The following is a 22,629-nucleotide window of genomic DNA, read 5'->3' as shown; positions in this document are numbered from 1 at the left end:
ACGTCCGGTCCCGGAGAGGCTTGTCCAGCGGACAAGAGGAGCTGCCATGAGCGAGACCGCAGGAGCTTCGAGCGGGGCCAGGCCCGCCACCCAGACGCGCGTGATGACCCAGGCCCCGTCGGCGGGGAAGGGCGAGGTGGCGCACGAGTCGTACGCCTTCGCGTGCATGCGGTGCGGACACGGCTGGGAGCAGTCGTACGAAATACGCCACTACACCGACGCCGAGGGCCGGCCCTTCGTCGTCTACTACGCGGACGGCGAGCGCGTGCCGTCCCCGCTGAGCCGTCCGACCTGCGTGAACTGCGGTGAGCACGTGGTGCGCATCATGCGGTCCGGGCAGGTGTCCGTGATCGCCGATGCCCTGCACCTGTCCGGACGCACGGTCGTGCCGGCGACCATGCAGGCGGCCGCCGGGCCGCTGCAGATCGGCGGCAGCTATCACGAACCGCGTGAGGCGAAGGCGCGGCACGGCCGGCGCGAAGCCGGCCGCGAGACCGACGGGTCCGAGCCGCGCGAGCGCCACTGGCACCTGTCCGACCTGTTCAAGCCCTTCCACCGGAAGTGAGTTCCGCCCCGCACGCTCCTTAGAATCGCGTGCATGGCGGCAACAGCAGCAGTACCGAACGGCGGCCCGGAAGACGGCGGGCGGAAGAACGAAGGCGAGGCCGGCAAGGCCGACAAGGCCAGCAAGGCCGGCAAGCCTGACAAGCAGGTCCCCCCGCCGCTCCCGGAGCCGCTGAACGTCCCCGTCGCCGACTCCCACACCCACCTCGACATGCAGGACGCCACGGTCGAGGAGTCCCTGGCCAAGGCCGCGTCCGTCGGGGTGACCACCGTCATCCAGGTGGGCTGCGACCTGGCCGGCTCCCGCTGGGCCGCCGAGACCGCCGCCGCCCACGACGCCGTGTGGGCCACGGTGGCCCTGCACCCCAACGAGGCCCCCCGCATCGTCCTCGGTGACCCCGACGGCTGGTCCCGGCAGGGCGCCCGCACGCCGGGTGGTGACGCCGCCCTCGACGCCGCGCTGGAGGAGATCGACCGCCTGGCCGCACTGCCGCAGGTGCGCGGCGTCGGCGAGACCGGCCTCGACTACTTCCGCACCGGCCCGGAGGGCAAGGCCGCGCAGGAACGCTCCTTCCGCCGCCACATCGACATCGCCAAGCGCCACGGCAAGGCCCTGGTCATCCACGACCGCGACGCCCACGAGGACGTCCTGCGGGTCCTGGAGGAGGAGGGCGCGCCCGAGCGCGTCGTCTTCCACTGCTACTCCGGCGACGCCGCCATGGCCAAGGTCTGCGCCGACGCCGGCTACTACATGTCCTTCGCCGGGAACGTCACCTTCAAGAACGCCCAGCACCTGCGCGACGCCCTCGCCGTCGCCCCCCTCGACCTGATCCTCGTCGAGACCGACGCACCCTTCCTGACCCCGGCGCCGTATCGCGGACGGCCCAACGCGCCCTACCTCATTCCGGTCACATTGCGCGCGATGGCCGGAGTGAAGGACATCGGCGAGGACGCCCTGGCCACGGCGGTAGCGGCGAATACCGCACGGGCGTTCGGCTACTGACCCCTGAATTCGCGACACCGTGTGACGATACGACTTTGGTGGGTGACGGTGGCTCCGCTACAGTCCCGGGCCTAGCCGGACCCATGGAGAGTCGTGAGTCATGCACAGGGCAGCCCCCACGCTGCACCCCGCGCCGTGACGGAAACGCCGCTGCCGTACGACCCGTACGCGCAGCCCGATCCGTACGGCTCGCACGACCCCTACGGCCCGTACGGGCCGTACGGGCCCCCTGAGCCGTACGAGTCCTACGAGCCCTACGAGACGTACGAGCCCTTCGGGCAGCCGCAGCTGCCCCGCCAGGCCGTCGCCCCGGTCCGCCTCGACGACCCGCACGGGACCGAGCACGGCGAGCCGCATGACGACGCCGGCACCGACACCGACGCCGGCACCGGTGCGCCCGGCGGCCCGGCCGTCCCCGGCGGCCGGGCCGCCGCCCGCCGCGCGGCGGCGGAACGCAAGGCCGGCGACCGCCGCAGGCGTCCCGGCTCCCGCGAGCGCACCGAGCCGCTGCGCCGGCTGCTGCCGCAGGCCCTCGTCGTCGCCTTCCTCGCCGGCGGCACCTCCGCCTTCGTCGCCAGCGACAAGTCCGTCCAGCTCAGCGTCGACGGCAGGCCCCGCACGCTGCACACCTTCGCCGGCGACGTCGAGGAGCTGCTGGCCGACGAGGGCATGACCGTCGGCGAGCACGACATCGTCGCCCCCGGCCCCCACCACGACCTGGCCTCCGGCGACCGCGTCATCATCCGCTACGGCCGTCCCGTCGCCCTGACCCTCGACGGCGAGCGCCGCCAGGTGTGGACCACCGCCCGCACCGTCGACGGCGCCCTGCGCCAGCTGGGCGTGCGCGCCGAGGGCGCCTACCTCTCCGCCTCCCGCTCCGCGCCCATCGGCCGGCAGGGCCTGGACCTGGACGTGCGCACCGAGCGCAGCGTCACCTTCATGGCCGACGGGCGCGAGCGCACCATCCGCACCAACGCCGCGACCATCCGCGAGGCCATCGAACAGGCCGGGATCAGCCTGCGCGGCCAGGACACCACCTCCGTCGACCCCGACAGCTTCCCGCGCGAGGGCCAGACCGTCTCCGTCATGCGCATCACGGGCAGCCGCGAGGTCCGCGAGGAGCCCATCGCCTTCACCACCGAGCGGCGCGAGGACCCCGCCCTCTACAAGGGCACCGAGGTCGTCGCGCAGCGCGGCGAGAAGGGCGTCGAGCGCGTCACCTACGAGCTGCGGACCGTCAACGGGGTGAAGCAGAAGCCCCGGCGGATCTCCTCGGAGACCGTGAAGCAGCCCCACACGGAGATCGTCAGCGTGGGCACCAAGGCCCGCCCGACCTCGGTGCAGGGCGCGGACGGCCTGAACTGGTCCGGCCTCGCCCAGTGCGAGGCGGGCGGCCGGCCCAACGCGGTCGACCCCTCGGGCACGTACGGCGGGCTGTACCAGTTCGACGTGCACACCTGGCACTCCCTCGGCGGCAGCGGCCGGCCCCAGGACGCGTCGGCCCAGGAACAGACCCTGCGGGCCAAGAAGCTGTACGTCAGCCGGGGGGCGAGCCCGTGGCCCGTGTGCGGCCGTAAACTTCACGGGTGAGCTCCAGCCCCAGCACAGACGATTCCGGCGCCCTGCTCGGCCCGGCCGACATCCGCGAACTGGCCGCCGCCCTCGGGGTCCGCCCCACCAAGCAGCGCGGCCAGAACTTCGTGATCGACGCCAACACCGTCCGGCGCATCGTCCGTACCGCCGAGGTACGGCCCGACGACGTCGTCGTGGAGGTCGGGCCGGGGCTCGGGTCGCTGACCCTCGCCCTGTTGGAGGCCGCCGACCGGGTCGTCGCCGTCGAGATCGACGACGTTCTCGCGGCCGCCCTGCCCTCGACCATCGCCGCGCGCATGCCCGCCCGCGCCGACCGCTTCGCGCTCGTGCACAGCGACGCCATGCACGTCCAGGAGCTGCCGGGCCCGGCGCCCACCGCGCTCGTGGCCAACCTGCCCTACAACGTCGCCGTGCCCGTCCTGCTGCACATGCTGGAGCGCTTCCCCAGCATCGAGCGCACGCTGGTCATGGTCCAGTCCGAGGTCGCCGACCGGCTCGCCGCCCGGCCCGGCAACAAGGTCTACGGCGTGCCCTCGGTCAAGGCCAACTGGTACGCCGAGGTCAAGCGCGCCGGCGCGATCGGCCGCAACGTCTTCTGGCCCGCCCCGAACGTCGACTCCGGCCTGGTCTCCCTGATCCGCCGCGACAAGCCGATCGAGACCACCGCCACGCGCGAGGAGGTCTTCGCCGTCGTGGACGCGGCCTTCGCCCAGCGCCGCAAGACGCTGCGCGCCGCGCTGGCCGGCTGGGCCGGCTCCGCCGCGGCCGCCGAGGCCGCGCTGGTGGCCGCGGGCGTCTCGCCGCAGGCGCGGGGCGAGGCCCTGACCGTGCACGAGTTCATCGCCATCGCCGAGCAGAAGGGCGCCGCGCAGTGACCGCTCCCGTCACCGTCCGGGTACCCGCCAAGGTCAACGTCCAGCTGGCGGTGGGCGGGCTGCGGCCCGACGGCTTCCACGACCTGGCCAACGTCTTCCTCGCCGTGGGCCTGTACGACGAGGTCACGGTCGCCCCGGCGGAAGAGCTGCGCATCACCTGCTCCGGGCCGGACGCCGCCCAGGTGCCGCTGGACCGCACCAACCTGGCCGCGCGCGCCGCGCTCGCCCTCGCCGAACGGCACGGCCGTGACGCGAACGTCCACATCCACATCGCCAAGGACATCCCGGTCGCGGGCGGCATGGCCGGCGGCAGCGCCGACGGCGCGGGCGCGCTCGTGGCGTGCGACGCCCTGTGGGGCACGGGCGCGTCCCGCGAGGAACTGCTGGAGATCTGCGCGGAGCTGGGCAGCGACGTCCCCTTCAGCCTCGTGGGCGGCGCCGCGCTCGGGCGCGGGCGGGGCGAGCTGCTGACGCCGCTCGACGTCGGCGGCACCTTCCACTGGGTCTTCGCCGTCGCCGACGGCGGCCTGTCCACGCCCGCCGTGTACGCGGAGTGCGACCGTCTGCGCGAGGCGTCGGGCACGGGCGCGAGCGTCACCGACGTGCCGGAGCCGGAGGCGTCGGCGGCCCTGCTGGACGCCCTGCGCACCGGCGACGCGGCGGCCCTGGCCGCCGCCGTCGCCAACGACCTCCAGGCCGCTGCCGTCTCCCTGCGCCCGTCGCTGGCCGCGACGCTGGCGGCGGGGACGGACGCGGGGGCGCTGGCCGCGCTGGTCTCCGGCTCCGGGCCGACCACGGCGTTCCTGGTGGCGGGCGAGGCCGAGGCGGAGAAGGTGGCCGACGCGCTGCGCGCCTCCGGCACCTGCCGCGCGGTGCGCGTGACGTCGGGACCCGCCGCGGGTGCGACGGTGCTCACGGCGTAAGGCCGCAAGGGGCCGCAGAGGCCGTCAGAGCGAACGGGAAGCGGCGCAGGTGCCCTCGGGCACCTGCGCCGCTTCGCTGTGTTTCCCGTGCGCGCCCCCGGAGGGTCAGATGCGGACGGTGTAGCCGTATCCGGCGCCCTCGGCGATGCGGCCCAAGCCGGTCCAGCCGCCGCGCCCGTCGCCGCCGTTGTTGAGCCAGACGCGGACGGCACCGTTGTCGTCCACCACGGTGTAGTCGGCCTTGCCGTCGCCGTTGATGTCGGCGAGGCGCACCTTGTCGGCGGTCACACCGACGCCGGCCGCGATCATGCCCCAGTCGTTCCAGCCGCCGCGGCCGTCGCCGCCGTTGTTGATCCAGGCGTGCAGGCCGCCCTTGTCGTCGACGGCGATGTAGTCGGCCTTGCGGTCACCGTTGACGTCGGCGAGGCGCACCTTGTCGGCGCTCACGCCCACACCGGACGCTATCTGGCCGTACTCGCTCCAGCCGCCGCGGCCGTCACCACCGTTGTTGAGCCAGACGCGCAGGCCGCCCTTGTCGTCGACGGCGATGTAGTCGGCCTTGCCGTCGCCGTTGATGTCGGCGAGGCGCACCTTGTCGGCGGTCACACCGACGCCGGCCGCGATCATGCCCCAGTCGTTCCAGCCGCCGCGGCCGTCGCCGCCGTTGTTGATCCAGGCGTGCAGGCCGCCCTTGTCGTCGACGGCGATGTAGTCGGCCTTGCGGTCACCGTTGACGTCGGCGAAGCGCACCTTGTCGCCGGTGACACCGACGCCCTCGGCCACCCGGCCCCACTCGTTCCAGCCGCCGCGGCCGTCTCCGCCGTTGTTGACCCACACGGTGACGGCGCTGTTGTCGTCGACGACGACGTAGTCGGCCTTGCCGTCACCGTTGAAGTCGACCCGGTAGTCGCCCAGCGGCGTACGGCGACGGCTCTCGACGGTCTGCCGCGCCCAGTCGGCCAGGTCGTCGGTACGGGTGTCGACGGCGCCCGTGCGGGTCTCCTTGGCGTCGGTGCCCAGGCAGCCGCCGCGCCACGCCCGGCTGTTGACGCCCACCAGCTCGATGCGGCCCCCGGCCTCCCGGAACGCCGGGCCGCCGCCGTCGCCCTGGCACACGGCCGCGCCGGCGGACTTGCCGGCGAGGCCGAGGGACGTGGCGTTCACCGTGCCGACGGTGAAGGCCGCCGTGTGCAGGGTGTTGGGCACCCACTCGTCCTTGGTGCGCCCGTAGCCGGTCTTGCGCAGCTCCTCGCCCGGCGCCGGGGCGGTGGTGGCGAGGGCGACGGGGGTGACGCCGGTGACCGGGCGGGCCAGCTTGGCCATCACCAGGTCGCGGTCCTCGCGCGGCACGAGCTCGACCACGTCCACCACGCTGCCGGTGCCCTGCGAGAGGTCCGTGCGGCCGATGGTGGCCGTCGTCCTCAGCGCGGGGGCCCCTGCGGCGATCTTCGCGTCCCGGGCGGCGGGCTCGGCGAAGCAGCTGGCGGAGGTGATCAGCCACTGCCGCTCCACCAGGGCGGCCGAGCAGCTGCGCTTACCGCCGATGTCCAGCTTCGCGGTGAACGCGTAGGAGTCCTTGGCGGCCGTCTCCCCGACGATCGCGTTCGCGGGGGAGGCGGTCAGCAGGCCCGCCGTGACCGCGGTCGCGAGGAGCCCGGTCACCCACGCGGCGCGCGGACGTCCAGCAGTCATGTGGCTTTTTCTTTCTGCTCGGGAATTCACTGCACGATCAAAGCCCCGGGAGAGGGAACGACGAAATGGCGCCCGGAGGAGCGCATGATCGACTTCGGGGTGCAGCGAGAACGTATCACCTGGTCGGCCGATGGTGCCGACGATGGGACGACGGAATGCGGAATGCGGAATTCCGGCTTCCGTAAAATGGGTGGGAGGCGAACACCACGCCGGGAAGGCGGGCTCGCATTGATCAAAGTAAGTGACAATGAGCGCCTCTGTGACACGACAAAGCCACAGAGCCGGAATGGCAGCCGCAAAGGCAGCCCTGACACAGAGTCACGGAACAAAGATGCGCGCAACCCCCTCCCGCCGCGGTATCGCCGCCCGCCTGGCCGTGCCCGTCATGGCGACCGCCCTCATGACGGTCCCCGCGACCGCCGCGACGGCCGTCGTCGCCGCTCCGGCCGCGTACGCCGCGGGCGCCACCCCCGCCGACCAGCAGAACTGGAAGGTGCCGCGGCTCGCGGTGATGCCGCTGGGTGACTCCATCACCCTCGGCGCCGGCAGCTCCACCGGCAACGGCTACCGCGCCGAGCTCCGCAACCGGCTCGTCCCGCACGCCGGAAACCTGCAATTCGTGGGTTCCGTACGGTCCCAGGGCGCGGATCACGAAGGGCATTCCGGCTGGCAGATCGGCGAGCTGTCCGAGAACATCGAACGGTGGCTCCCCGCCGCCAATCCCAACGTGGTGCTGCTGAATATCGGCACCAACGATATGGACCGGAACACCGATGCCGAGGCGGCCCCCGCCCGGCTCGGCGCACTCGTCGACCGGATCACTTCCGCGGCCCCCCACATGACCGTCCTCGTCTCTTCGCTGGTGCCCACTCGCGACGCCGCGGGACAAAAGCGCGTCGAGAAGTTCAATGCCGCCGTGCCCCGGCTGGTCGCCGAGCGACGCGAAAAGGGCCTGAACGTCGGCTTCGTCGACATGGCGGCGGTCACCGCCGGGGACCTCACCGACAAGCTCCACCCCAATGACGCCGGCTTCACGAAAATGGCCGACGCCTTCTACGGGGGCATCGCCCGGGCCGCCGCCGACGGCTGGATCCGCGAGCACGTCGACATCAGGCCCGCCCCGCCCCGCAGCGTCACCCTGGGTGACTACCGGGTCGACGTCGACGGCGACGGCAAGGCCGACTACCTGGTGGTGGACGAGGGCGGCGCCGTCCGGGCCTGGGTGAACAAGGGCGGTGACGGCCGCGGCGGCTGGGGCGAGTACGGCCGGATCGCCGCCGGTGTCGGGGTGGGCGGTGACAAGGTGCGCTTCGCCGACGTCAACGGCGACGGCAGGGCCGACTACCTCGCGCTCGACGAGAACGGCGGCGTCCGGGCGTGGATCAACGAGGGCGGTGACGGTCGCGGCGGCTGGACGAGCTGGGGCCGCATCGCCGGGGGTGTCGGCGCCCCCGCCTCCCAGGTGCGCTTCGCCGACGTCGACGGCGACGGCAAGGCCGACTACACCGTCGTGGATGAGAGCGGCGCCGTCCGGGCCTGGGTGAACAAGGGCGGTGACGGCCGCGGCGGCTGGGGCGAGTACGGCCGGATCGCCGCCGGTGTCGGGGTGGGCGGCGACAAGGTGCGCTTCGCCGACGTCAACGGCGACGGCAGGGCCGACTACCTCGCGCTCGACGAGAACGGCGGCGTCCGCGTCTGGATCAACGACGGTGGTGACGGTCGCGGCGGCTGGACCGGCTGGGGCCGCATCGCCGGGGGTGTCGGCGCCCCCGCCTCCCAGGTGCGCTTCGCCGACGTCAACGGCGACGGCAAGGCCGACTACACCGTCGTCGACGAGAGCGGCGCCGTCCGCGTCTGGATCAACGACGGCGGTGACGGCCGCGGCGGCTGGACGAGCTGGGGCCGCATCGCCGAGGGCGCGGGACGCGGCTCCGCCGTCCGCATCTGACTCCCACCGCCGGGCCGCCTCCGCCGGGCCGCCCTGCGGGCCCGCCCGGTGGAGGCGGCCCGGGCCTGAGTCCGGGCCCCCGCCCGGGCGTGGGATCCTGGAAGCAGTCCCACGAGCAAGGAGCGGCATGGCAGCCAACCTGGTCAATCTGGAAGCCGTCGAGAAGGTGTACGGCACGCGTGCGCTGCTCGACGGCATCTCCCTCGGCGTGAACGAGGGCGACCGGATCGGCGTGGTCGGCCGCAACGGTGACGGCAAGACCACCCTCATCCGCATCCTCGCCAAGCTGGAGGAGGCCGACAAGGGCCGCGTCACCCACGCCGGCCACGTGCGGCTCGGCGTGCTCACCCAGCACGACTCCCTCGACCCGGCCGCCACCGTGCGGCACGAGGTCATCGGGGACATGGCCGACCACGAGTGGGCGGGCAACGCCAAGATCCGCGACGTGCTGACCGGGCTGTTCGGCGGGCTCGACCTGCCGGCCTTCCCGCAGGGCCTGGACACCGTCATCGGCCCGCTCTCCGGCGGCGAGCGCCGCCGCATCGCGCTCGCCAAGCTGCTGATCGCCGACCAGGACATGATCGTCCTGGACGAGCCCACCAACCACCTCGACGTGGAGGGCATCTCCTGGCTGGCGGGCCACCTGCAGGCCCGCCGTTCGGCGCTGGTGTGCGTCACCCACGACCGGTGGTTCCTCGACCAGGTCTGCACCCGCATGTGGGACGTGCAGCGCGGAGCGGTCCACGAGTACGAGGGCGGCTACAGCGACTACGTCTTCGCGCGCGCCGAACGGGAGCGGATCGCCGCGACCGAGGAGGCCAAGCGCCAGAACCTGATGCGCAAGGAGCTCGCCTGGCTGCGCCGCGGTGCCCCGGCCCGCACCAGCAAGCCCCGCTTCCGCATCGAGGCGGCCAACGAGCTCATCGCGGACGTCCCGCCGCCGCGCGACAGCTCCGAGCTGATGAAGTTCGCCAGCTCCCGCCTGGGCCGCACGGTCTTCGAGCTGGAGAACGTCACCGTCCAGGCCGGCCCCAAGGCGCTCATCGAGCACCTGACGTGGCAGCTGGGCCCCGGCGACCGCATCGGCCTCGTCGGCGTCAACGGCGCGGGCAAGACCTCGCTGCTGCGCACCCTCGCCGAGGCGGCCCGCACCCAGGGCGAGAAGCAGCCCGCGGCGGGCAAGGTCGTCGTCGGCAAGACCGTCAAACTGGCCTACCTCTCGCAGGAGGTCGCCGAGCTCGACCCCACCAAGCGCGTCCTGGAGGCCGTGCAGCAGGTGCGCGACCGCGTGGACCTCGGCAAGGGCCGGGAGATGACGGCGGGGCAGCTGTGCGAGAAGTTCGGTTTCACCAAGGAGAAGCAGTGGACGCCGGTCGGCGACCTCTCCGGCGGTGAGCGGCGACGCCTGCAGATCCTGCGGCTGCTGATGGACGAGCCCAACGTCCTCTTCCTCGACGAGCCGACGAACGACCTCGACATCGAGACGCTGACGCAGCTGGAGGACCTCCTCGACGGCTGGCCCGGCTCGATGGTCGTCATCAGCCACGACCGGTACTTCGTCGAGCGCACCACCGACCGCGTCTTCGCGCTGCTCGGCGACCGCGCCCTGCGGATGCTGCCGCGCGGCCTGGACGAGTACCTGGAGCGCCGTCAGCGCGTCATCGAGGCAGCCGCCCCGGCCGCCCCCGCCGCGGCCCCGGCCGCCGCCAAGGCGAAGCCGGCCGCGGACGCCCGGGCCGCGAAGAAGGAGCTGCAGAAGATCGAGCGCCGCCTCGACCGCATCAGCGAGCAGGAGGCCAAGCTGCACGCGCGCATCGCCGAGCAGGCCACCGACTTCGAGGCCGTCGCCAAGCTGGACGCCGAGCTGCGCGAACTGGCCGCCGAGCGCGAGGAGCTGGAGATGCGCTGGCTGGAACTGGCCGAAGACGCCTGACGAATCGTCAGGTCGCCCCAGGGCGCAACAGTCTCGTCACGGGCCGGTCTCAGGTGGTGGATACCTCTGAGATCGGCCCGTGGGCTGTCGGCGACGGGTGGTACAAAGAACACCCGCTCGCCTGCCGCACAGTGGCCGGATTTATGCGGTTCAAGCCCTTTCAAGCCCTGGACCCGCGCGTAAAGAGGAAAGCGATGTCACAGCCGCCCCAGCCACCCCAGCCGCCGCAGGGCCCGCCGGCCCAGCCGGGCGGAGGCTTCGGCGCGCCACAGGACCCGCCCCCCGGCTTCGGCGCACCGCCGCCCGCCCAGCCCCCCGCCGGGCCCGCGGGCGCCCCGGCCTACGGCTACCCCCAGGCCCCGCCCCCGCCCGGCCCGCCCGCGGCCGGCGCGGCGTACGGCTACCCGCAGACCCCGCCGCCCGTCGGCGCCCCCCAGACCCCGCCGCCCCCACCGGGAGCTCCGCAGAGCCCGCCGCCCCCGCCGGGAGCTCCGCAGAGCCCGCCGCCGGCCGGCTACGGCTACCCGGGAGCGCCCGCGCCGGGCAACGCCGCACAGTCGTACATGCCCACCCAGGCGTTCGGCGCCGTTCAGCCTCCGCAGCCCGGCATGTACCCGCCGCCTCCCGGCCAGTTCCCCGGCGGTGCGCCCGCCGGTGGCCCCGGCGGCCCCGGTGGACCCGGCGGCGGCAAGGCCAAGCAGCGCATGATGGCCATCATCGGCGGCGCCGTGGCAGCGGTGCTCGTGATCGGCGGCGGCGTCTGGTTCGCCACCAAGGACGACGGCAAGAGCGACGACAAGGGCAACGCCGCCAGCGGCCAGGACACCGGCAAGCAGGGCGGCGCCGAGGGCGGCAAGCCGGCGCCCCAGCCCGTCGACGCCAAGCTGCTGTTCAGCGTCGACCAGCCCAAGGTCGACGACCTCGTCAGCGTCAAGGGCCTGTGGACCACCGACCAGGTCTTCGCCAAGGTCGACGTGTACAAGATCGTCGGCTACGGCCTGTCCGGCGGCCAGAAGTGGGAGATCCCGCTCGACGGCGAGATCTGCTGGGCCTCCCCGCACGTGACGGCGGACGGCAAGACCGCCGTGCTCGTCAAGGACGGCAAGCCCAGCGCCGACAAGAAGTACGGCGGCCCCTGCAGCCAGGTCGTCGCCCTCGACCTCAACAAGGGCGAGAAGCTCTGGCAGAAGTCCGCCAAGGCCGGTGACCAGGACGTCCGCTTCAACTCGGTCACCGTCGGCGGCGGCACCGTCGCCGCGGGCGGCACCAGCGGCGGTGCCGCGTGGGCGATCGCCGACGGCAAGGAGCTGTGGAAGCCCAAGCCCGGCGAGGACTGCCGGGACGACGGCTACGGCGGCGGCACCAAGCTCGTCGCCGTGCGCCGCTGCGGCGACTACTCGCGGCCCCAGATGCAGGTGCAGACCCTCAATCCGGAGACGGGCGCGGTCAAGTCGGTCTTCAAGGTGCCGGCCGGTCTCAAGTGGGTGCACGTGGCCTCCACCGACCCGCTGGTGATCGCGCTGGACGCCGGCGACAACACGGGCAGCTCCGCCTCCGACTTCATGGCGGTCGACGACAGCGGCAAGGAAGGCAAGCTGCTCTCCAAGATCTCCACGGGCAACGGCAAGTTCCAGCCGAAGTGTCCGTCCACGGACGTCGAGGGCTGCACGAAACTGGCCATCACCAAGGACACGCTCTACCTCCCCTCGGAGGAGCACGCGAGCGGCAACGCCCAGCAGGTGGGCCGCGTCAACGAGATCGTCGGCTTCGACCTGGCCACCGGCGAGTCCAAGGGGAAGGCCGAGGGCGTCCCCGGTTCCTCGCTGCTCCCGCTGGGCGTCGACAAGGACGGCTACCCCATCGCCTACCAGGAGCCCACCTACAAGGCGGGTGGCAAGGTGGTACGGATCGATCCCAAGTCGTTCAAGACCGATGTACTGCTGAAGAATCCGGCCAACACGGCCGACAGCGAGCGCAGGCTCACGCCCGGCCTTCACCGGGCCCTGTGGTCCCAGGGCCGGCTGTACATGGGCAGCAGCTACGCCAACAAGCCCAGCTCGGTGAGCTTCGGCAAGGAGTACGCGGTCATGATCTTCGGCGGCAGCTGATAGTGATCATTTGAGGAGCGCTCCGGCCGTATCCCTGTCCATCACGCGTGCATGCCTGAACGATCCGTTTCAGTCTCGAAGTACACGTGATTGACAGGGATTTCGGCATTCCGGGGGACTTCTCACCGGTAAGGGGCGCGGAACGTCGAACAAGCGTGTAGCTTCCCGGGCAAGAGGGTGCCGGGGACGACCTGCGCGGGCGGCAGAGGGCGGCAGCGGGCGACAGGGGGGTAGCGCATGGGCGTGCGGCTCATGGTGGTCGACGACCATCGACTGCTGGCCGAGGCCCTTGCCTCGGCACTGAAGTTGCGCGGCCACCGCGTACTGGCCGCGGCCGCGCCGAGTGCGGGGGCGGCCGAGCTGGTCATCAGCCGCGCCCCCGAGGTGTGCCTGCTGGGCACGGCGACCCCGGCCGAGCCGGGAGCCTTCGACCCCGTCGTCCGGATCAAGCGGGACCGCCCGCAGGTGGCGGTCGTCGTGCTGGGGCCGGTGCCGAGCCCGCTGGGCATCGCGGCTGCGTTCGCCGCCGGCGCCTCGGGCTACGTCCGCCACAACGAACGGATCGAGGGCGTCGAGCGCGCCATGATGAAGGCCCGTGCGGGCGAGGCCGCGGTGGACCCGCAGCTGCTGCAGGGCGCCTTCGCCGAGCTGCTCAACCCGGCGGCCCAGCCCGACGACGAGGGCGCCCGGCTGCTGCAGCTGCTGACCCCGCGGGAGGTCGAGGTCCTGGTCCGGGTCGCCGAGGGCGAGGACACTCGGCTGATCGCGGCCGGCATGGGGATAGCGCCCAGCACGGCCCGCACGCACGTCCAGCGCGTCCTGATGAAGCTCGGGGTCGGCTCGCGCCTGGAGGCGGCAGCCCTCGCAGCCCGCACGGGCCTCCTGGACCGCGCCACGGGCAACACCCCCGTGCCCCCCCAACCGGGCCCACCCCGCCCGTAGCCCACCGGGCCCTGCCGGCGGCCCGGACCGGGGGCGGAGACCGCCCGGCCGCGCCGACCCGTCGGGGCGCCGCCCCACCGGCCGGCGGGCCCCGCGGCCTGCGGCCCCGGCCGCCCGGGGTACCGTTCCGGGCCCCGCTCGCTGCCCCGCACGGCGGCCCCCGCCGCGGTTCGGCGAGGGGCGAGGCGGAGAAAGCCCCGGCTCCCGAGCTTTGTCCCCCGGCCCGGCCCTGCGGGAGTCGGTCCGGGCCCCGTACGGCGGCCCCGCACCGCGCCGCGGTCCCGCCGCGGTTCGGCCACGGGCGAGGCGGGGAAAGATCCGCCCGTGAAGAAGACGGTGACCCGTCTCGCGGACGGCCGCGAGTTGTTCTACTACGACGCGCGGGACGACGCCGTGCGCGGCGCCCCCGACCTGCGGCCCCTGCAGCAGGGCGAGCCCGTCAGCGAGATCCGTCACGACCGGCTCCTCGGTGACGACGTCGTCATCGCCTCCCACCGCCAGTCCCGCACGTACCACCCGCCGCCCGGCCAGTGCCCGCTGTGCCCCTCCCGCGGCGGCCGGCTCACCGAGGTTCCGGCGGCGGACTACGAGGTCGTCGTCTTCGAGAATCGTTTCCCCTCGCTCAGCGGCGACCGCGGCCGCTGCGAGGTCGTCTGCTTCACCGACGACCACGACGCCTCCTTCGCCGGCCTCGACCCCGGCCGTGCCGCCCTCGTCCTCGCCGCCTGGACCGACCGGACCGCCGAGCTGGCCGCCCTGCCCGGCGTCGAGCAGGTGTTCTGCTTCGAGAACCGCGGCCCCGAGACAGGCGTCACGCTCGGCCACCCGCACGGCCAGATCTACGCCTACCCCTTCGTCACCCCGCGCACCGAGCGCATGCTCGCCTCCGTCGCCGCCCACCGCACGCGCACGCACGGCCGGAACCTCTTCGACGACCTCGTGGCCGACGAGCGGGCCGACGGCCGCCGGATCGTCCTGGAGAGCGCGCACTGGACCGCCTTCGTGCCCTACGCGGCCCGCTGGCCGTACGAGGTCCACCTCCACCCCCGGCGGCGGGTGCCCGACCTGCCCGCCCTCGACGACGCCGCCCGCACAGACTTCCCACAGGTCTATCTGGAACTCTTGCGGCGGTTCGACAGGATCTTCGGCCCCGGTGAGCCGCCCACGCCCTACATCTCCGCCTGGCACCAGGCACCCGCCCGCCACCCCCTCAGAGGTGAATTCGCCCTGCACCTCGAACTCTTCACCATCCGCCGCACTGCAGGAAAGTTGAAGTACCTCGCCGGTTCGGAATCCAGCATGAAGGTGTTCATCAACGACGTGCCGCCCGAGACCGCGGCGATGCGATTGCGAGAGGTGGCCAGTTCATGAGCAGCAGCACCGGCAGGTTCCTGGTCACGGGCGGCGCCGGATACATCGGGAGTGTCGTCACCGCGCACCTGCTGGCCGCCGGCCACGAGGTGAGAGTCCTCGACGACCTGTCGACCGGACACCGCGACGCCGTCCCCGACGGCGCCCGCTTCATCGAGGGCCGCGTCCAGGAAGCCGCCCGGTGGCTCGACGACCGGTACGACGCCGTCCTGCACTTCGCCGCGTTCTCGCAGGTGGGCCAGTCGGTCGAGGACCCCGACAGCTACTGGCGCAACAACGTCGGCGGCACCGTGGAACTGCTCGCCGCCATGCGGGACGCCGGCGTGCGCACCCTCGTCTTCTCGTCCACCGCCGCCACCTACGGCGAGCCCGCCACCGTCCCCATCACCGAGGACGCCCCGACCGCGCCCACCAACCCCTACGGCGCCACCAAGCTGGCCGTCGACCACATGATCGCGGGCGAGTGCGCGGCCCACGGCCTGGCCGCCGTCTCGCTGCGCTACTTCAACGTCGCCGGGGCGTACGGACGGTACGGCGAACGGCACACGCACGAGACGCACCTGATCCCGCTGGTGCTGCAGGTCGCGCTCGGCGAGCGCGAAGCGATCAACGTCTACGGCGACGACTACCCGACCCCCGACGGCACGTGCGTCCGCGACTACCTCCACGTCGCCGACCTCGCCGACGCCCACCTGCTCGCCCTGGGCGCCGCCCGCCCCGGCGAGCACCTGATCTGCAACCTCGGCAACGGCAACGGCTTCTCCGTCCGCGAGGTCGTCGAGACCGCCCGCAAGGTCACCGGACACGCGATCCCCGAGGTGTCCGCAGCCCGCCGCCCCGGCGACCCGGCCGTGCTCGTCGCCTCCGCCGCCCGCGCCGGGGAGCTGCTCGGCTGGCAGCCGCACCGCTGCGACCTGGCCGGGATCATCGAGGACGCCTGGGCGTTCGCCCGTCGGGGCCGGACGGACGGGTGAGCGCCGCGCGGGCCGCACGGGCCTTCCGTGCGGCCCATGCAGCGACCTGCGACGGGGTCTGGGCGGCGCCCGGCCGCGTCAACCTCATCGGTGAGTACACCGACGTCAACGAGGGCTTCGTGATGCCGTTCGCGCTGCCCCACCGGACCTGGGTGGCGGCCCGCGCCCGCACCGACGGGCGGCTGCGCCTGCACTCCGCCGGGGCGCCGGGCGGCGTCGTCGAGGTGCGGCCGGACGACCTCGTGCCGGGCGGGGTGCGGGGCTGGGCCGCCTACCCCGCCGGGGTCCTGTGGGCCCTGCGCGAGGCGGGCCACGACGTACCGGGCGCCGACCTGCACGTGGAGAGCGACGTTCCGGCGGGCGCCGGCCTCTCGTCGTCCGCCGCGCTGGAGGTCGCCACGGCCCTGGCGCTCGACGGCCTCTGCGGCGCGGGGCTCTCCCGCCCCGCCCTGGCCCGGCTGGCGCAGCGGGCGGAGAACGTCTTCGCCGGCGTCCCCTGCGGGCTGATGGACCAGACCGCGTCCGCCTGCTGCAGGGACGGCCACGTCCTGCACCTGGACACCCGGCACCTCACGCAGCGGCAGGTCCCCTTCGACCCGGCGGCGCACGGCCTTCGCCTCCTGGTGGTCGACACACGGGTCCGGCACGAGGTGGGAGCGGGCGCGTATGCGCAGCGGCGCGCGGGCTGCGAGTCGGCCGCGCGTGCACTCGGGGTGCGCGCCCTGCGCGACGTCGCGCACGCGCAATTGCCCGGGGCCCTTGAGGAGTTGGCGGCCGACCCGCGGACGGCCGGGCTGCGGGGGCTGGTGCGGCACGTCGTCACGGAGAACCACCGCGTCGAGGAGGTGGCCGCGCTCCTGGAGGCGGGCGCGGCGCGGGCCACGGGCGCGGTGCTGACGGCCGGGCACGCCTCGCTCCGCGACGACTTCGGCGTCTCCTGCCCGGAGCTCGACCTGGTGGTCGCGGCGGCGACCGGGGCGGGAGCCCTCGGCGCCCGCATGACGGGCGCGGGCTTCGGCGGCTCGGCCGTGGTGCTCGCCGAGGCGGCGGCGGAGGAGACGGTGCGCGCGGCGGTGGCCGGCGCCTTCGCGGCCGCCGGCCACCGCGCGCCGCGCATCGTCGCGGTGACCCCCGCGCAGGGCGCGGGCCGGGTGGCCTAGGCCGGACCCTGCCGTACGACCGGACCCTGCGGTACGGCCGGACCTTGCGGTACGGCCGGACCTTGCGGTGCGGCCGGACCCTGCGGTGCGGCCGGCCGGTCCTCGGTCAGGGCGGCGTCCACATCGCGTCGTTCCGAGTCGTTCACCGCCTCAATACTGAACAGAAAGCTCACGATAAACACCCGGGTCAGGCAGTTTTGCCAATCGGCTTCCGTTGCCGGACCCCGCCCGTACGCTGATGCACAGCGCCGGTGGGGGCCGACGCTGATCAGGGGGCGAGACAGGCAGGTACGACGCCCGGGGCGGGGTTGGTTGTCAGTGCACGGCGGCGGCCGTGCGCGCGTGGCGGCCCCGGGTCGGGCGCCGTACCCGTACTGCCTTGCCTACCGGGACATGGGGGTGGTTGTGGCACGTATTCGGGTATTGGTGGTCGATGACCATCGCATCTTCGCCGAGTCGCTCGCCGCCGCCCTCGCGGCCGAGCAGGACGTGGACGTCTCGGCGGCCGGCAGCGGGCCGGCGGCGCTGCGCGCACTGGAGCGCGCGGCGGGTGAGGGGCGGCGCTTCGACGTGCTGCTGATCGACGCCGACCTCGGCGCGGTGGGTCCGGACGTCCCTCAGGTGCCGGGACAGCTCCGGGGCTCCGGGCAGGACGGCTCGGGTCCGGGCGAGGGCACGGTGGACGGCATCTCGCTGGTGGCGAGGGTGCGCTCGGGTCATCCGGGCGTGCGGACGGTGGTGCTGGCCGAGCGCGACGACCCGCGGCGGGCCGCGGCGGCGCTGCAGGCGGGCGCCGGCGGCTGGGTGGCCAAGGATTGCTCGCTCTCGCGCCTGCTGGCGGTCATACGGGGTGTCCTGCGGGACGAGACGCACCTGCCACCCGCGCTGCTGACCGGCGTCCTGCGGGAGCTGACGGCCGCGCGCAAGCACCGCACGGAGAGCGAGCGGCTGGTGGAGTCGCTCACCCCCCGCGAGCGCGAGGTGCTGCGCTGCATGGTGGCCGGGCTGGGGCGCAAGGCCGTCGCCGAGCGCCTCTACCTCTCCCCGCACACGGTCCGCACGCACATGCAGAACGTCCTGGGCAAGCTCGGCGTGCACTCCACGCTGGCCGCCGTGGCGCTGGCGCGCCGTGCCGGGGTGGGTCCGGTGGACCTAGCCGGGGACGTTATCGAACGGGGCGGTCAACTGGCGTAGCAACCCGGCCAGTTCGCCGCGCTGAGTGGGGGAGAGCTCGGCGAGGATGGCGCGCTCCTGCGCCAGCAGTCCGGCCAGCGCCTGGTCGGCGCGGTCCCGGCCCTCGGCGGTCAGCCGGACGAGCACGCCGCGCCGGTCGCTGGGGTCGGGCTCCCGCTGGACGAGGCCCTTCTTGGTGAGCCGGTCGATGCGGTTGGTCATGGTGCCCGAGGTGACCAGGGTCTGCGTCAGCAGCTGCCCCGGTGAGAGCTGGTAGGGCGCCCCGGCGCGGCGCAGCGCGGTGAGGACGTCGAACTCCCACGGCTCCAGCTCGTGCTCGGCGAAGGCGATCCGCCGGGCACGGTCGAGGTGCCGGGCGAGCCTGCTGACCCGGCTGAGCACCTCCAGCGGCTCCACGTCGAGGTCGGGGCGCTCGCGGCGCCATGCTGCGACCAGTCGATCGACCTCGTCCTCCATGACGATCAGTGTAGAGGGTGTGTCGACATGAAGTCTCTTGACGTCAAGATAATCGTGTGGAGATCCTGAGGGTGACGCACGCCCGCAGGGAGGCCCGGCCATGCACGACACAGGGACGCACGACACAGGGACGACGCACGACGCAGGCAAGCCCACCGGTCCCGTCTGGGACCCGCAGCAGTACCTCCGCCACTCCGGCCCCCGCACCCGCCCCTTCCACGACCTGCTCGCCCGCATCCCCGAGCCGCCCGCCCGGGGCCGCCCCGTGCGCATCGCCGACCTCGGCTGCGGTGCGGGCAACGCCACCAAGCTGCTCGCCGGGCGCTGGCCCGACGCCCGCATCACCGGCTACGACAATTCCCCCGCCATGCTGCGGGCGGCCCGCACGCACCTGGCCAAGGAGCCCTACGGCGGACACGTCGACTTCGTCCACGCCGACATCGCCGACTGGACCCCCGGCGAGCCCTTCGACCTGATCGTCTCCAACGCCGCCCTGCAGTGGGTCCCCGGCCACGCCCGTCTCTTCCCCTCCTGGGTGCGGGCCCTCACTCCCGGCGGCAGCCTCGCCGTGCAGGTCCCCGGCAACGGCGACGCCCCCAGCCATGTGCTGCTGCGCGAGCTGTGCGCCTCGGCCCGCTGGCGCGATCGCCTCCACGAGGCGGGGCGCCGCACGGTCGACGTCCTGCAGCCGGGCGAGTACCTCGAACGGCTGATGGACCTCGGCTGCACGGTGGACGCCTGGGAGACGACGTACGTCCACGTCCTGACCGGCGAGGACCCCGTCCTCGACTGGATCAGGGGCACGGGCCTGCGCCCGGTCCTGACGGCCCTGGCCGGCGACCCGGCCGCGGAGGCCGCATTCCTCGACGCCTACCGCGCCCTGCTCCGCGAGGCGTACCCCCCGCGCCCGGACGGGACGCTCTTCCCCTTCCGGCGCGTGTTCGCGGTGGCCCGCACGGCCGGCTGAGCGGGCCCGGCGGTGGCGGGGCCGGAGGCCGCCGCTGCGCCGTCAGGCGCGGCGGTGCCCCACCAGCCGGGGCTTCGGCTCCAGGCCGTCCAGGCCGTGCCAGGCCAGGTTCACCAGGTGCGCCGCCACCTCGGCCTTCTTCGGCTTGCGGACGTCCAGCCACCACTGGCCCGTCAGCGCCACCATGCCGACCAGGGCCTGGGCGTAGAGCGGGGCCAGCTTGGGATCGAAGCCGCGGGCCTTGAACTCCAGCCCCAGGATGTCCTCGACCTGGGTGGCGATGTCGCTGATCAGCGAGGCGAACGTCCCCGTCGACTGGGCGACGGGGGAGTCGCGGACGAGGATGCGGAAGCCGTCCGTGGACTTCTCGATGTAGTCCAGCAGGGCGAACGCCGCCTGTTCGAGGAGCTCGCGCGGGTGACCGGCGGTCAGGGCGCCCGTCACCATGTCCAGCAGCTGCCGCATCTCGCGGTCCACGACCACCGCGTACAGCCCCTCCTTGCCGCCGAAGTGCTCGTAGACCACCGGCTTGGACACCCCGGCCTTCGCCGCGATCTCCTCCACCGAGGTGCCCTCGAACCCCCGCTCGGCGAAGAGCGTGCGACCGATGTCCAGCAGCTGCTCACGGCGCTCGGCGCCGGTCATCCGCACCCGGCGGGGCCGCGAGCGCCTGCCCCCCGAGCTAGGGGGCAGGTCCTTGTCACCGGTGGTATTGCTATCGATCGCCACCTGTCAATCATGCCTCCCCCGGCCACCGCCGAGGGCACCCCCGGGCGGCACCGGCCTCATCCTCACGCCCGGTCCTGCCGCCGGGACGCGATGCGGGCCGCGTTCGGCCAGCGCACGTCGTACGCCCAGCCCGCCTTCTCGAACCAGCGGATGAGCCGGGCGCTGGAATCCAGCTGCCCCTTGAGCACGCCGTGCCGCGCCGACGTCGGATCGGCGTGGTGGAGGTTGTGCCACGACTCACCGCACGAGAGCACCGCCAGCCACCACACGTTGCCCGAACGGTCGCGCGACTTGAACGGGCGCTTGCCGACGGCGTGGCAGATCGAATTGATCGACCACGTCACGTGGTGCAGCAGCGCCACCCGAACCAGCGAACCCCAGAAGAACGCCGTCACGGCCCCCTGCCACGACCACGTCGCCAGCCCGCCGACCAGCGGCGGCACCAGCAGCGACACCGTCGTCCACAGCACGAACTGGCGCGAGATCCGGCGGATGTCCGGGTCCTTGATCAGGTCCGGCGCGTACTTCTGCTGCGGCGTCTGCTCCTCGTCGAACATCCAGCCCACATGGGCCCACCACAGGCCCTTCAGCAGCGCGGGCACGCTCTCGCCGTACCGCCACGGCGAGTGCGGGTCGCCCTCGGCGTCCGAGAACTTGTGGTGCTTGCGGTGGTCCGCCACCCAGCGCACCAGCGGCCCCTCCACCGCCAGCGAGCCCATGACCGCCAGGGCGATCCGCAGGGGCCGCTTCGCCTTGAACGCACCGTGCGTGAAGTAGCGGTGGAAGCCGATCGTGATGCCGTGGCAGCCGATGTAGTACATCGCCACCAGCAGTCCCAGATCCAGCCAGCTCACGCCCCAGCCCCAGGCCAGCGGGACCGCCGCGAGCAACGCGATGAACGGAACGATGATGAAGAGCAGCAGCGTGATCTGCTCGATCGAACGCTTGCTGTCACTGCCCAGCGTGCCGGCGGGCAGCGGGGTCTCCTGGGCCTTCGGCGCGTCTTCGATCACGTCGGGGCTTGCAGTCATGGGTTCCCTCATGGGGCTCGGAGCATGGCTACGGTTCCGTAACCTACGGCTTCGTAAGTATGGCAGGGCGCCGGGGCTCGGCAAGAGGCCGTGGACAACCGCGCGTCGTGCGGCGACCTATGCTGGGGGCGTCGGACAGCGCGGTCCGCCACCCCTCCAGACGTGCTCGGAAACACCGCAAGGAGCCGCACCTGTGAGCAGTGCCGACAACACCAACGCCGCCCTGCGCGCCGACATCCGCCGACTCGGTGATCTCCTCGGCGAGACGCTGGTCCGCCAGGAGGGGGAAGAGCTCCTCGATCTGGTGGAACGGGTGCGGGCGCTGACCCGTACGGACGGCGAGGCCGCCGCCGAGCTGCTGGCCGCCACCGACCCGGAGACCGCCGCCAAGCTCGTCCGGGCCTTCTCGACCTACTTCCACCTCGCCAACGTCACCGAGCAGGTGCACCGCGGCCGCGAGCTGCGCGCCCGCCGCGACGCCGAGGGCTCGATCCTCGCCCGCACCGCCGACGAGCTGAAGGACGCCGACCCGGAGCACCTGCGGCAGACCGTCGAGCACCTGGGCGTGCGCCCGGTCTTCACCGCGCACCCCACCGAGGCGGCCCGGCGCAGCGTCCTCAACAAGCTCCGCCGCATCGCCGAGCTCCTGGACACCATCGCCACCGGCAGCGGCGACAAGCGCCGCACCGACGTCCGGCTGGCGGAGAACATCGACCTGCTCTGGCAGACCGACGAGCTGCGCGTGGCCCGCCCCGAGCCGACCGACGAGGCCCGCAACGCGATCTACTACCTCGACGAGCTGCACGCGAACGCCGTCGGCGACGTCCTGGAGGACCTCGCCGCCGAGCTCGACCGCGTCGGCGTCCCGCTGCCCGCCGCCACCCGCCCGCTGACCTTCGGCACCTGGATCGGCGGCGACCGCGACGGCAACCCCAACGTCACCCCCCAGGTCACCTGGGACGTGCTGATACTGCAGCACGAGCACGGCATCACCGACGCCCTCGAACTCGTCGACGTGCTGCGCGGCGCCCTGTCCAACTCCATCCGCAACAGCGGGGCGACCGAGGAGCTCCTGACCTCCCTGCAGCGGGACCTGGAGCTGTTGCCGGAGATCAGTCCGCGGTACAAGCGGCTGAACGCGGAGGAGCCGTACCGGCTGAAGGCGA

19 protein-coding genes are annotated in these 22,629 nt (G+C 73.2%); 15 read left to right on the top strand and 4 right to left on the bottom strand.

Annotated elements, in window-relative coordinates; genetic code table 11:
- Positions 1–46: 46 nt before the first annotated feature.
- The 5 genes from IE182_RS23315 (at position 47) to IE182_RS23295 (ending at position 4,958) form a co-directional block, all read left to right on the top strand.
- Entirely contained in the window at positions 47–565 is a 519-nt protein-coding gene (locus IE182_RS23315; protein ID WP_373303602.1) for a hypothetical protein, read from the top strand.
- Between the two features lie 33 nt (positions 566–598).
- Positions 599–1,567, top strand: a complete 969-nt coding sequence (locus IE182_RS23310; protein WP_190111863.1) for a TatD family hydrolase — start codon at positions 599–601, stop codon at positions 1,565–1,567.
- Between the two features lie 135 nt (positions 1,568–1,702).
- Positions 1,703–3,157 carry a resuscitation-promoting factor gene (locus IE182_RS23305; protein WP_308432152.1) on the top strand — a complete coding sequence of 485 codons (1,455 nt, stop codon included), beginning with the start codon at positions 1,703–1,705 and terminating at the stop codon, positions 3,155–3,157.
- Positions 3,154–4,035 carry a 16S rRNA (adenine(1518)-N(6)/adenine(1519)-N(6))-dimethyltransferase RsmA gene (gene rsmA, locus IE182_RS23300; protein WP_190111861.1) on the top strand — a complete coding sequence of 294 codons (882 nt, stop codon included), beginning with the start codon at positions 3,154–3,156 and terminating at the stop codon, positions 4,033–4,035. Before IE182_RS23305 ends, rsmA begins: the two co-directional genes overlap by 4 nt.
- Positions 4,032–4,958 carry a 4-(cytidine 5'-diphospho)-2-C-methyl-D-erythritol kinase gene (locus IE182_RS23295; protein ID WP_190111860.1) on the top strand — a complete coding sequence of 309 codons (927 nt, stop codon included), beginning with the start codon at positions 4,032–4,034 and terminating at the stop codon, positions 4,956–4,958. Before rsmA ends, IE182_RS23295 begins: the two co-directional genes overlap by 4 nt.
- Positions 4,959–5,063: 105 nt before the next feature.
- On the opposite strand, the gene IE182_RS23290 is transcribed toward IE182_RS23295, so the two are convergent.
- Complete coding sequence (locus tag IE182_RS23290) at positions 5,064–6,650, bottom strand: FG-GAP-like repeat-containing protein (protein ID WP_190111859.1); 1,587 nt, start codon at positions 6,648–6,650, stop codon at positions 5,064–5,066.
- Positions 6,651–6,981: 331 nt separating this feature from the next.
- On the opposite strand from IE182_RS23290, the gene IE182_RS23285 reads away from it, so the two are divergent.
- From IE182_RS23285 to IE182_RS23250, 8 genes are all read left to right on the top strand, one after another.
- Positions 6,982–8,598, top strand: coding sequence for an FG-GAP-like repeat-containing protein (locus IE182_RS23285; protein ID WP_229845043.1), 1,617 nt, complete (start codon positions 6,982–6,984; stop codon positions 8,596–8,598).
- A gap of 127 nt (positions 8,599–8,725) precedes the next feature.
- The gene (locus IE182_RS23280) at positions 8,726–10,531 is read left to right on the top strand and encodes an ABC-F family ATP-binding cassette domain-containing protein (RefSeq protein ID WP_190111857.1); all 1,806 of its coding nucleotides are present in this window, start codon (positions 8,726–8,728) and stop codon (positions 10,529–10,531) included.
- Between the two features lie 194 nt (positions 10,532–10,725).
- Positions 10,726–12,639 carry an outer membrane protein assembly factor BamB family protein gene (locus tag IE182_RS23275; RefSeq protein ID WP_190111856.1) on the top strand — a complete coding sequence of 638 codons (1,914 nt, stop codon included), beginning with the start codon at positions 10,726–10,728 and terminating at the stop codon, positions 12,637–12,639.
- Between the two features lie 237 nt (positions 12,640–12,876).
- A complete protein-coding gene (locus tag IE182_RS23270; RefSeq protein ID WP_190111855.1) occupies positions 12,877–13,581 on the top strand; it encodes a response regulator transcription factor in 705 nt (234 codons plus the stop codon).
- Positions 13,582–13,905: 324 nt separating this feature from the next.
- Positions 13,906–14,952, top strand: coding sequence for a galactose-1-phosphate uridylyltransferase (gene galT, locus IE182_RS23265; RefSeq protein ID WP_190111854.1), 1,047 nt, complete (start codon positions 13,906–13,908; stop codon positions 14,950–14,952).
- On the top strand, positions 14,949–15,926 hold the full coding sequence (gene galE, locus IE182_RS23260) for a UDP-glucose 4-epimerase GalE (RefSeq protein WP_190111853.1): 978 nt from the start codon (positions 14,949–14,951) through the stop codon (positions 15,924–15,926). The genes galT and galE overlap by 4 nt, the downstream gene beginning before the upstream one ends.
- On the top strand, positions 15,923–17,086 hold the full coding sequence (gene galK / locus IE182_RS23255) for a galactokinase (protein WP_190111852.1): 1,164 nt from the start codon (positions 15,923–15,925) through the stop codon (positions 17,084–17,086). The genes galE and galK overlap by 4 nt, the downstream gene beginning before the upstream one ends.
- A 405-nt stretch (positions 17,087–17,491) precedes the next feature.
- Entirely contained in the window at positions 17,492–18,280 is a 789-nt protein-coding gene (locus tag IE182_RS23250) for a response regulator transcription factor (protein ID WP_190111851.1), read from the top strand.
- Here IE182_RS23250 and IE182_RS23245 read toward each other — a convergent pair.
- Positions 18,239–18,736 carry a MarR family winged helix-turn-helix transcriptional regulator gene (locus IE182_RS23245; RefSeq protein WP_190111850.1) on the bottom strand — a complete coding sequence of 166 codons (498 nt, stop codon included), beginning with the start codon at positions 18,734–18,736 and terminating at the stop codon, positions 18,239–18,241. The genes IE182_RS23250 and IE182_RS23245 overlap by 42 nt on opposite strands.
- 100 nt (positions 18,737–18,836) lie before the next feature.
- Here IE182_RS23245 and IE182_RS23240 point away from each other — a divergent pair, with 100 nt between their 5' ends.
- Positions 18,837–19,703 carry a trans-aconitate 2-methyltransferase gene (locus IE182_RS23240; protein WP_190111849.1) on the top strand — a complete coding sequence of 289 codons (867 nt, stop codon included), beginning with the start codon at positions 18,837–18,839 and terminating at the stop codon, positions 19,701–19,703.
- Between the two features lie 42 nt (positions 19,704–19,745).
- Here IE182_RS23240 and IE182_RS23235 read toward each other — a convergent pair whose 3' ends face one another.
- Positions 19,746–20,432, bottom strand: a complete 687-nt coding sequence (locus tag IE182_RS23235; RefSeq protein WP_190111848.1) for a TetR/AcrR family transcriptional regulator — start codon at positions 20,430–20,432, stop codon at positions 19,746–19,748.
- Between the two features lie 62 nt (positions 20,433–20,494).
- Complete coding sequence (locus IE182_RS23230; RefSeq protein WP_190111847.1) at positions 20,495–21,463, bottom strand: acyl-CoA desaturase; 969 nt, start codon at positions 21,461–21,463, stop codon at positions 20,495–20,497.
- Positions 21,464–21,656: 193 nt separating this feature from the next.
- On the opposite strand from IE182_RS23230, the gene IE182_RS23225 reads away from it, so the two are divergent.
- Positions 21,657–22,629: phosphoenolpyruvate carboxylase (locus IE182_RS23225; protein WP_190111846.1), on the top strand; the 973-nt coding region annotated here is incomplete at its 3' end.

Source organism: Streptomyces cinnamoneus (assembly GCF_014650495.1).
Lineage (GTDB): Bacteria > Actinomycetota > Actinomycetes > Streptomycetales > Streptomycetaceae > Streptomyces > Streptomyces cinnamoneus.
This window is presented reverse-complemented; position numbering and strand designations above follow the sequence as displayed.

Bases quoted from the DNA above. Each gene is read 5' to 3' on its own strand.
- IE182_RS23315 (WP_373303602.1), top strand. From the start codon at position 47: ATGAGCGAGACCGCAGGAGCTTCGAGCGGGGCCAGGCCCGCCACCCAG.
- IE182_RS23310 (WP_190111863.1), top strand. From the start codon at position 599: ATGGCGGCAACAGCAGCAGTACCGAACGGCGGCCCGGAAGACGGCGGG.
- IE182_RS23290 (WP_190111859.1), bottom strand. From the start codon at position 6,650: ATGACTGCTGGACGTCCGCGCGCCGCGTGGGTGACCGGGCTCCTCGCG.
- IE182_RS23285 (WP_229845043.1), top strand. From the start codon at position 6,982: ATGCGCGCAACCCCCTCCCGCCGCGGTATCGCCGCCCGCCTGGCCGTG.
- IE182_RS23280 (WP_190111857.1), top strand. From the start codon at position 8,726: ATGGCAGCCAACCTGGTCAATCTGGAAGCCGTCGAGAAGGTGTACGGC.
- IE182_RS23275 (WP_190111856.1), top strand. From the start codon at position 10,726: ATGTCACAGCCGCCCCAGCCACCCCAGCCGCCGCAGGGCCCGCCGGCC.
- IE182_RS23270 (WP_190111855.1), top strand. From the start codon at position 12,877: ATGGGCGTGCGGCTCATGGTGGTCGACGACCATCGACTGCTGGCCGAG.
- galE (WP_190111853.1), top strand. From the start codon at position 14,949: ATGAGCAGCAGCACCGGCAGGTTCCTGGTCACGGGCGGCGCCGGATAC.
- IE182_RS23245 (WP_190111850.1), bottom strand. From the start codon at position 18,736: ATGGAGGACGAGGTCGATCGACTGGTCGCAGCATGGCGCCGCGAGCGC.
- IE182_RS23240 (WP_190111849.1), top strand. From the start codon at position 18,837: ATGCACGACACAGGGACGCACGACACAGGGACGACGCACGACGCAGGC.
- IE182_RS23230 (WP_190111847.1), bottom strand. From the start codon at position 21,463: ATGACTGCAAGCCCCGACGTGATCGAAGACGCGCCGAAGGCCCAGGAG.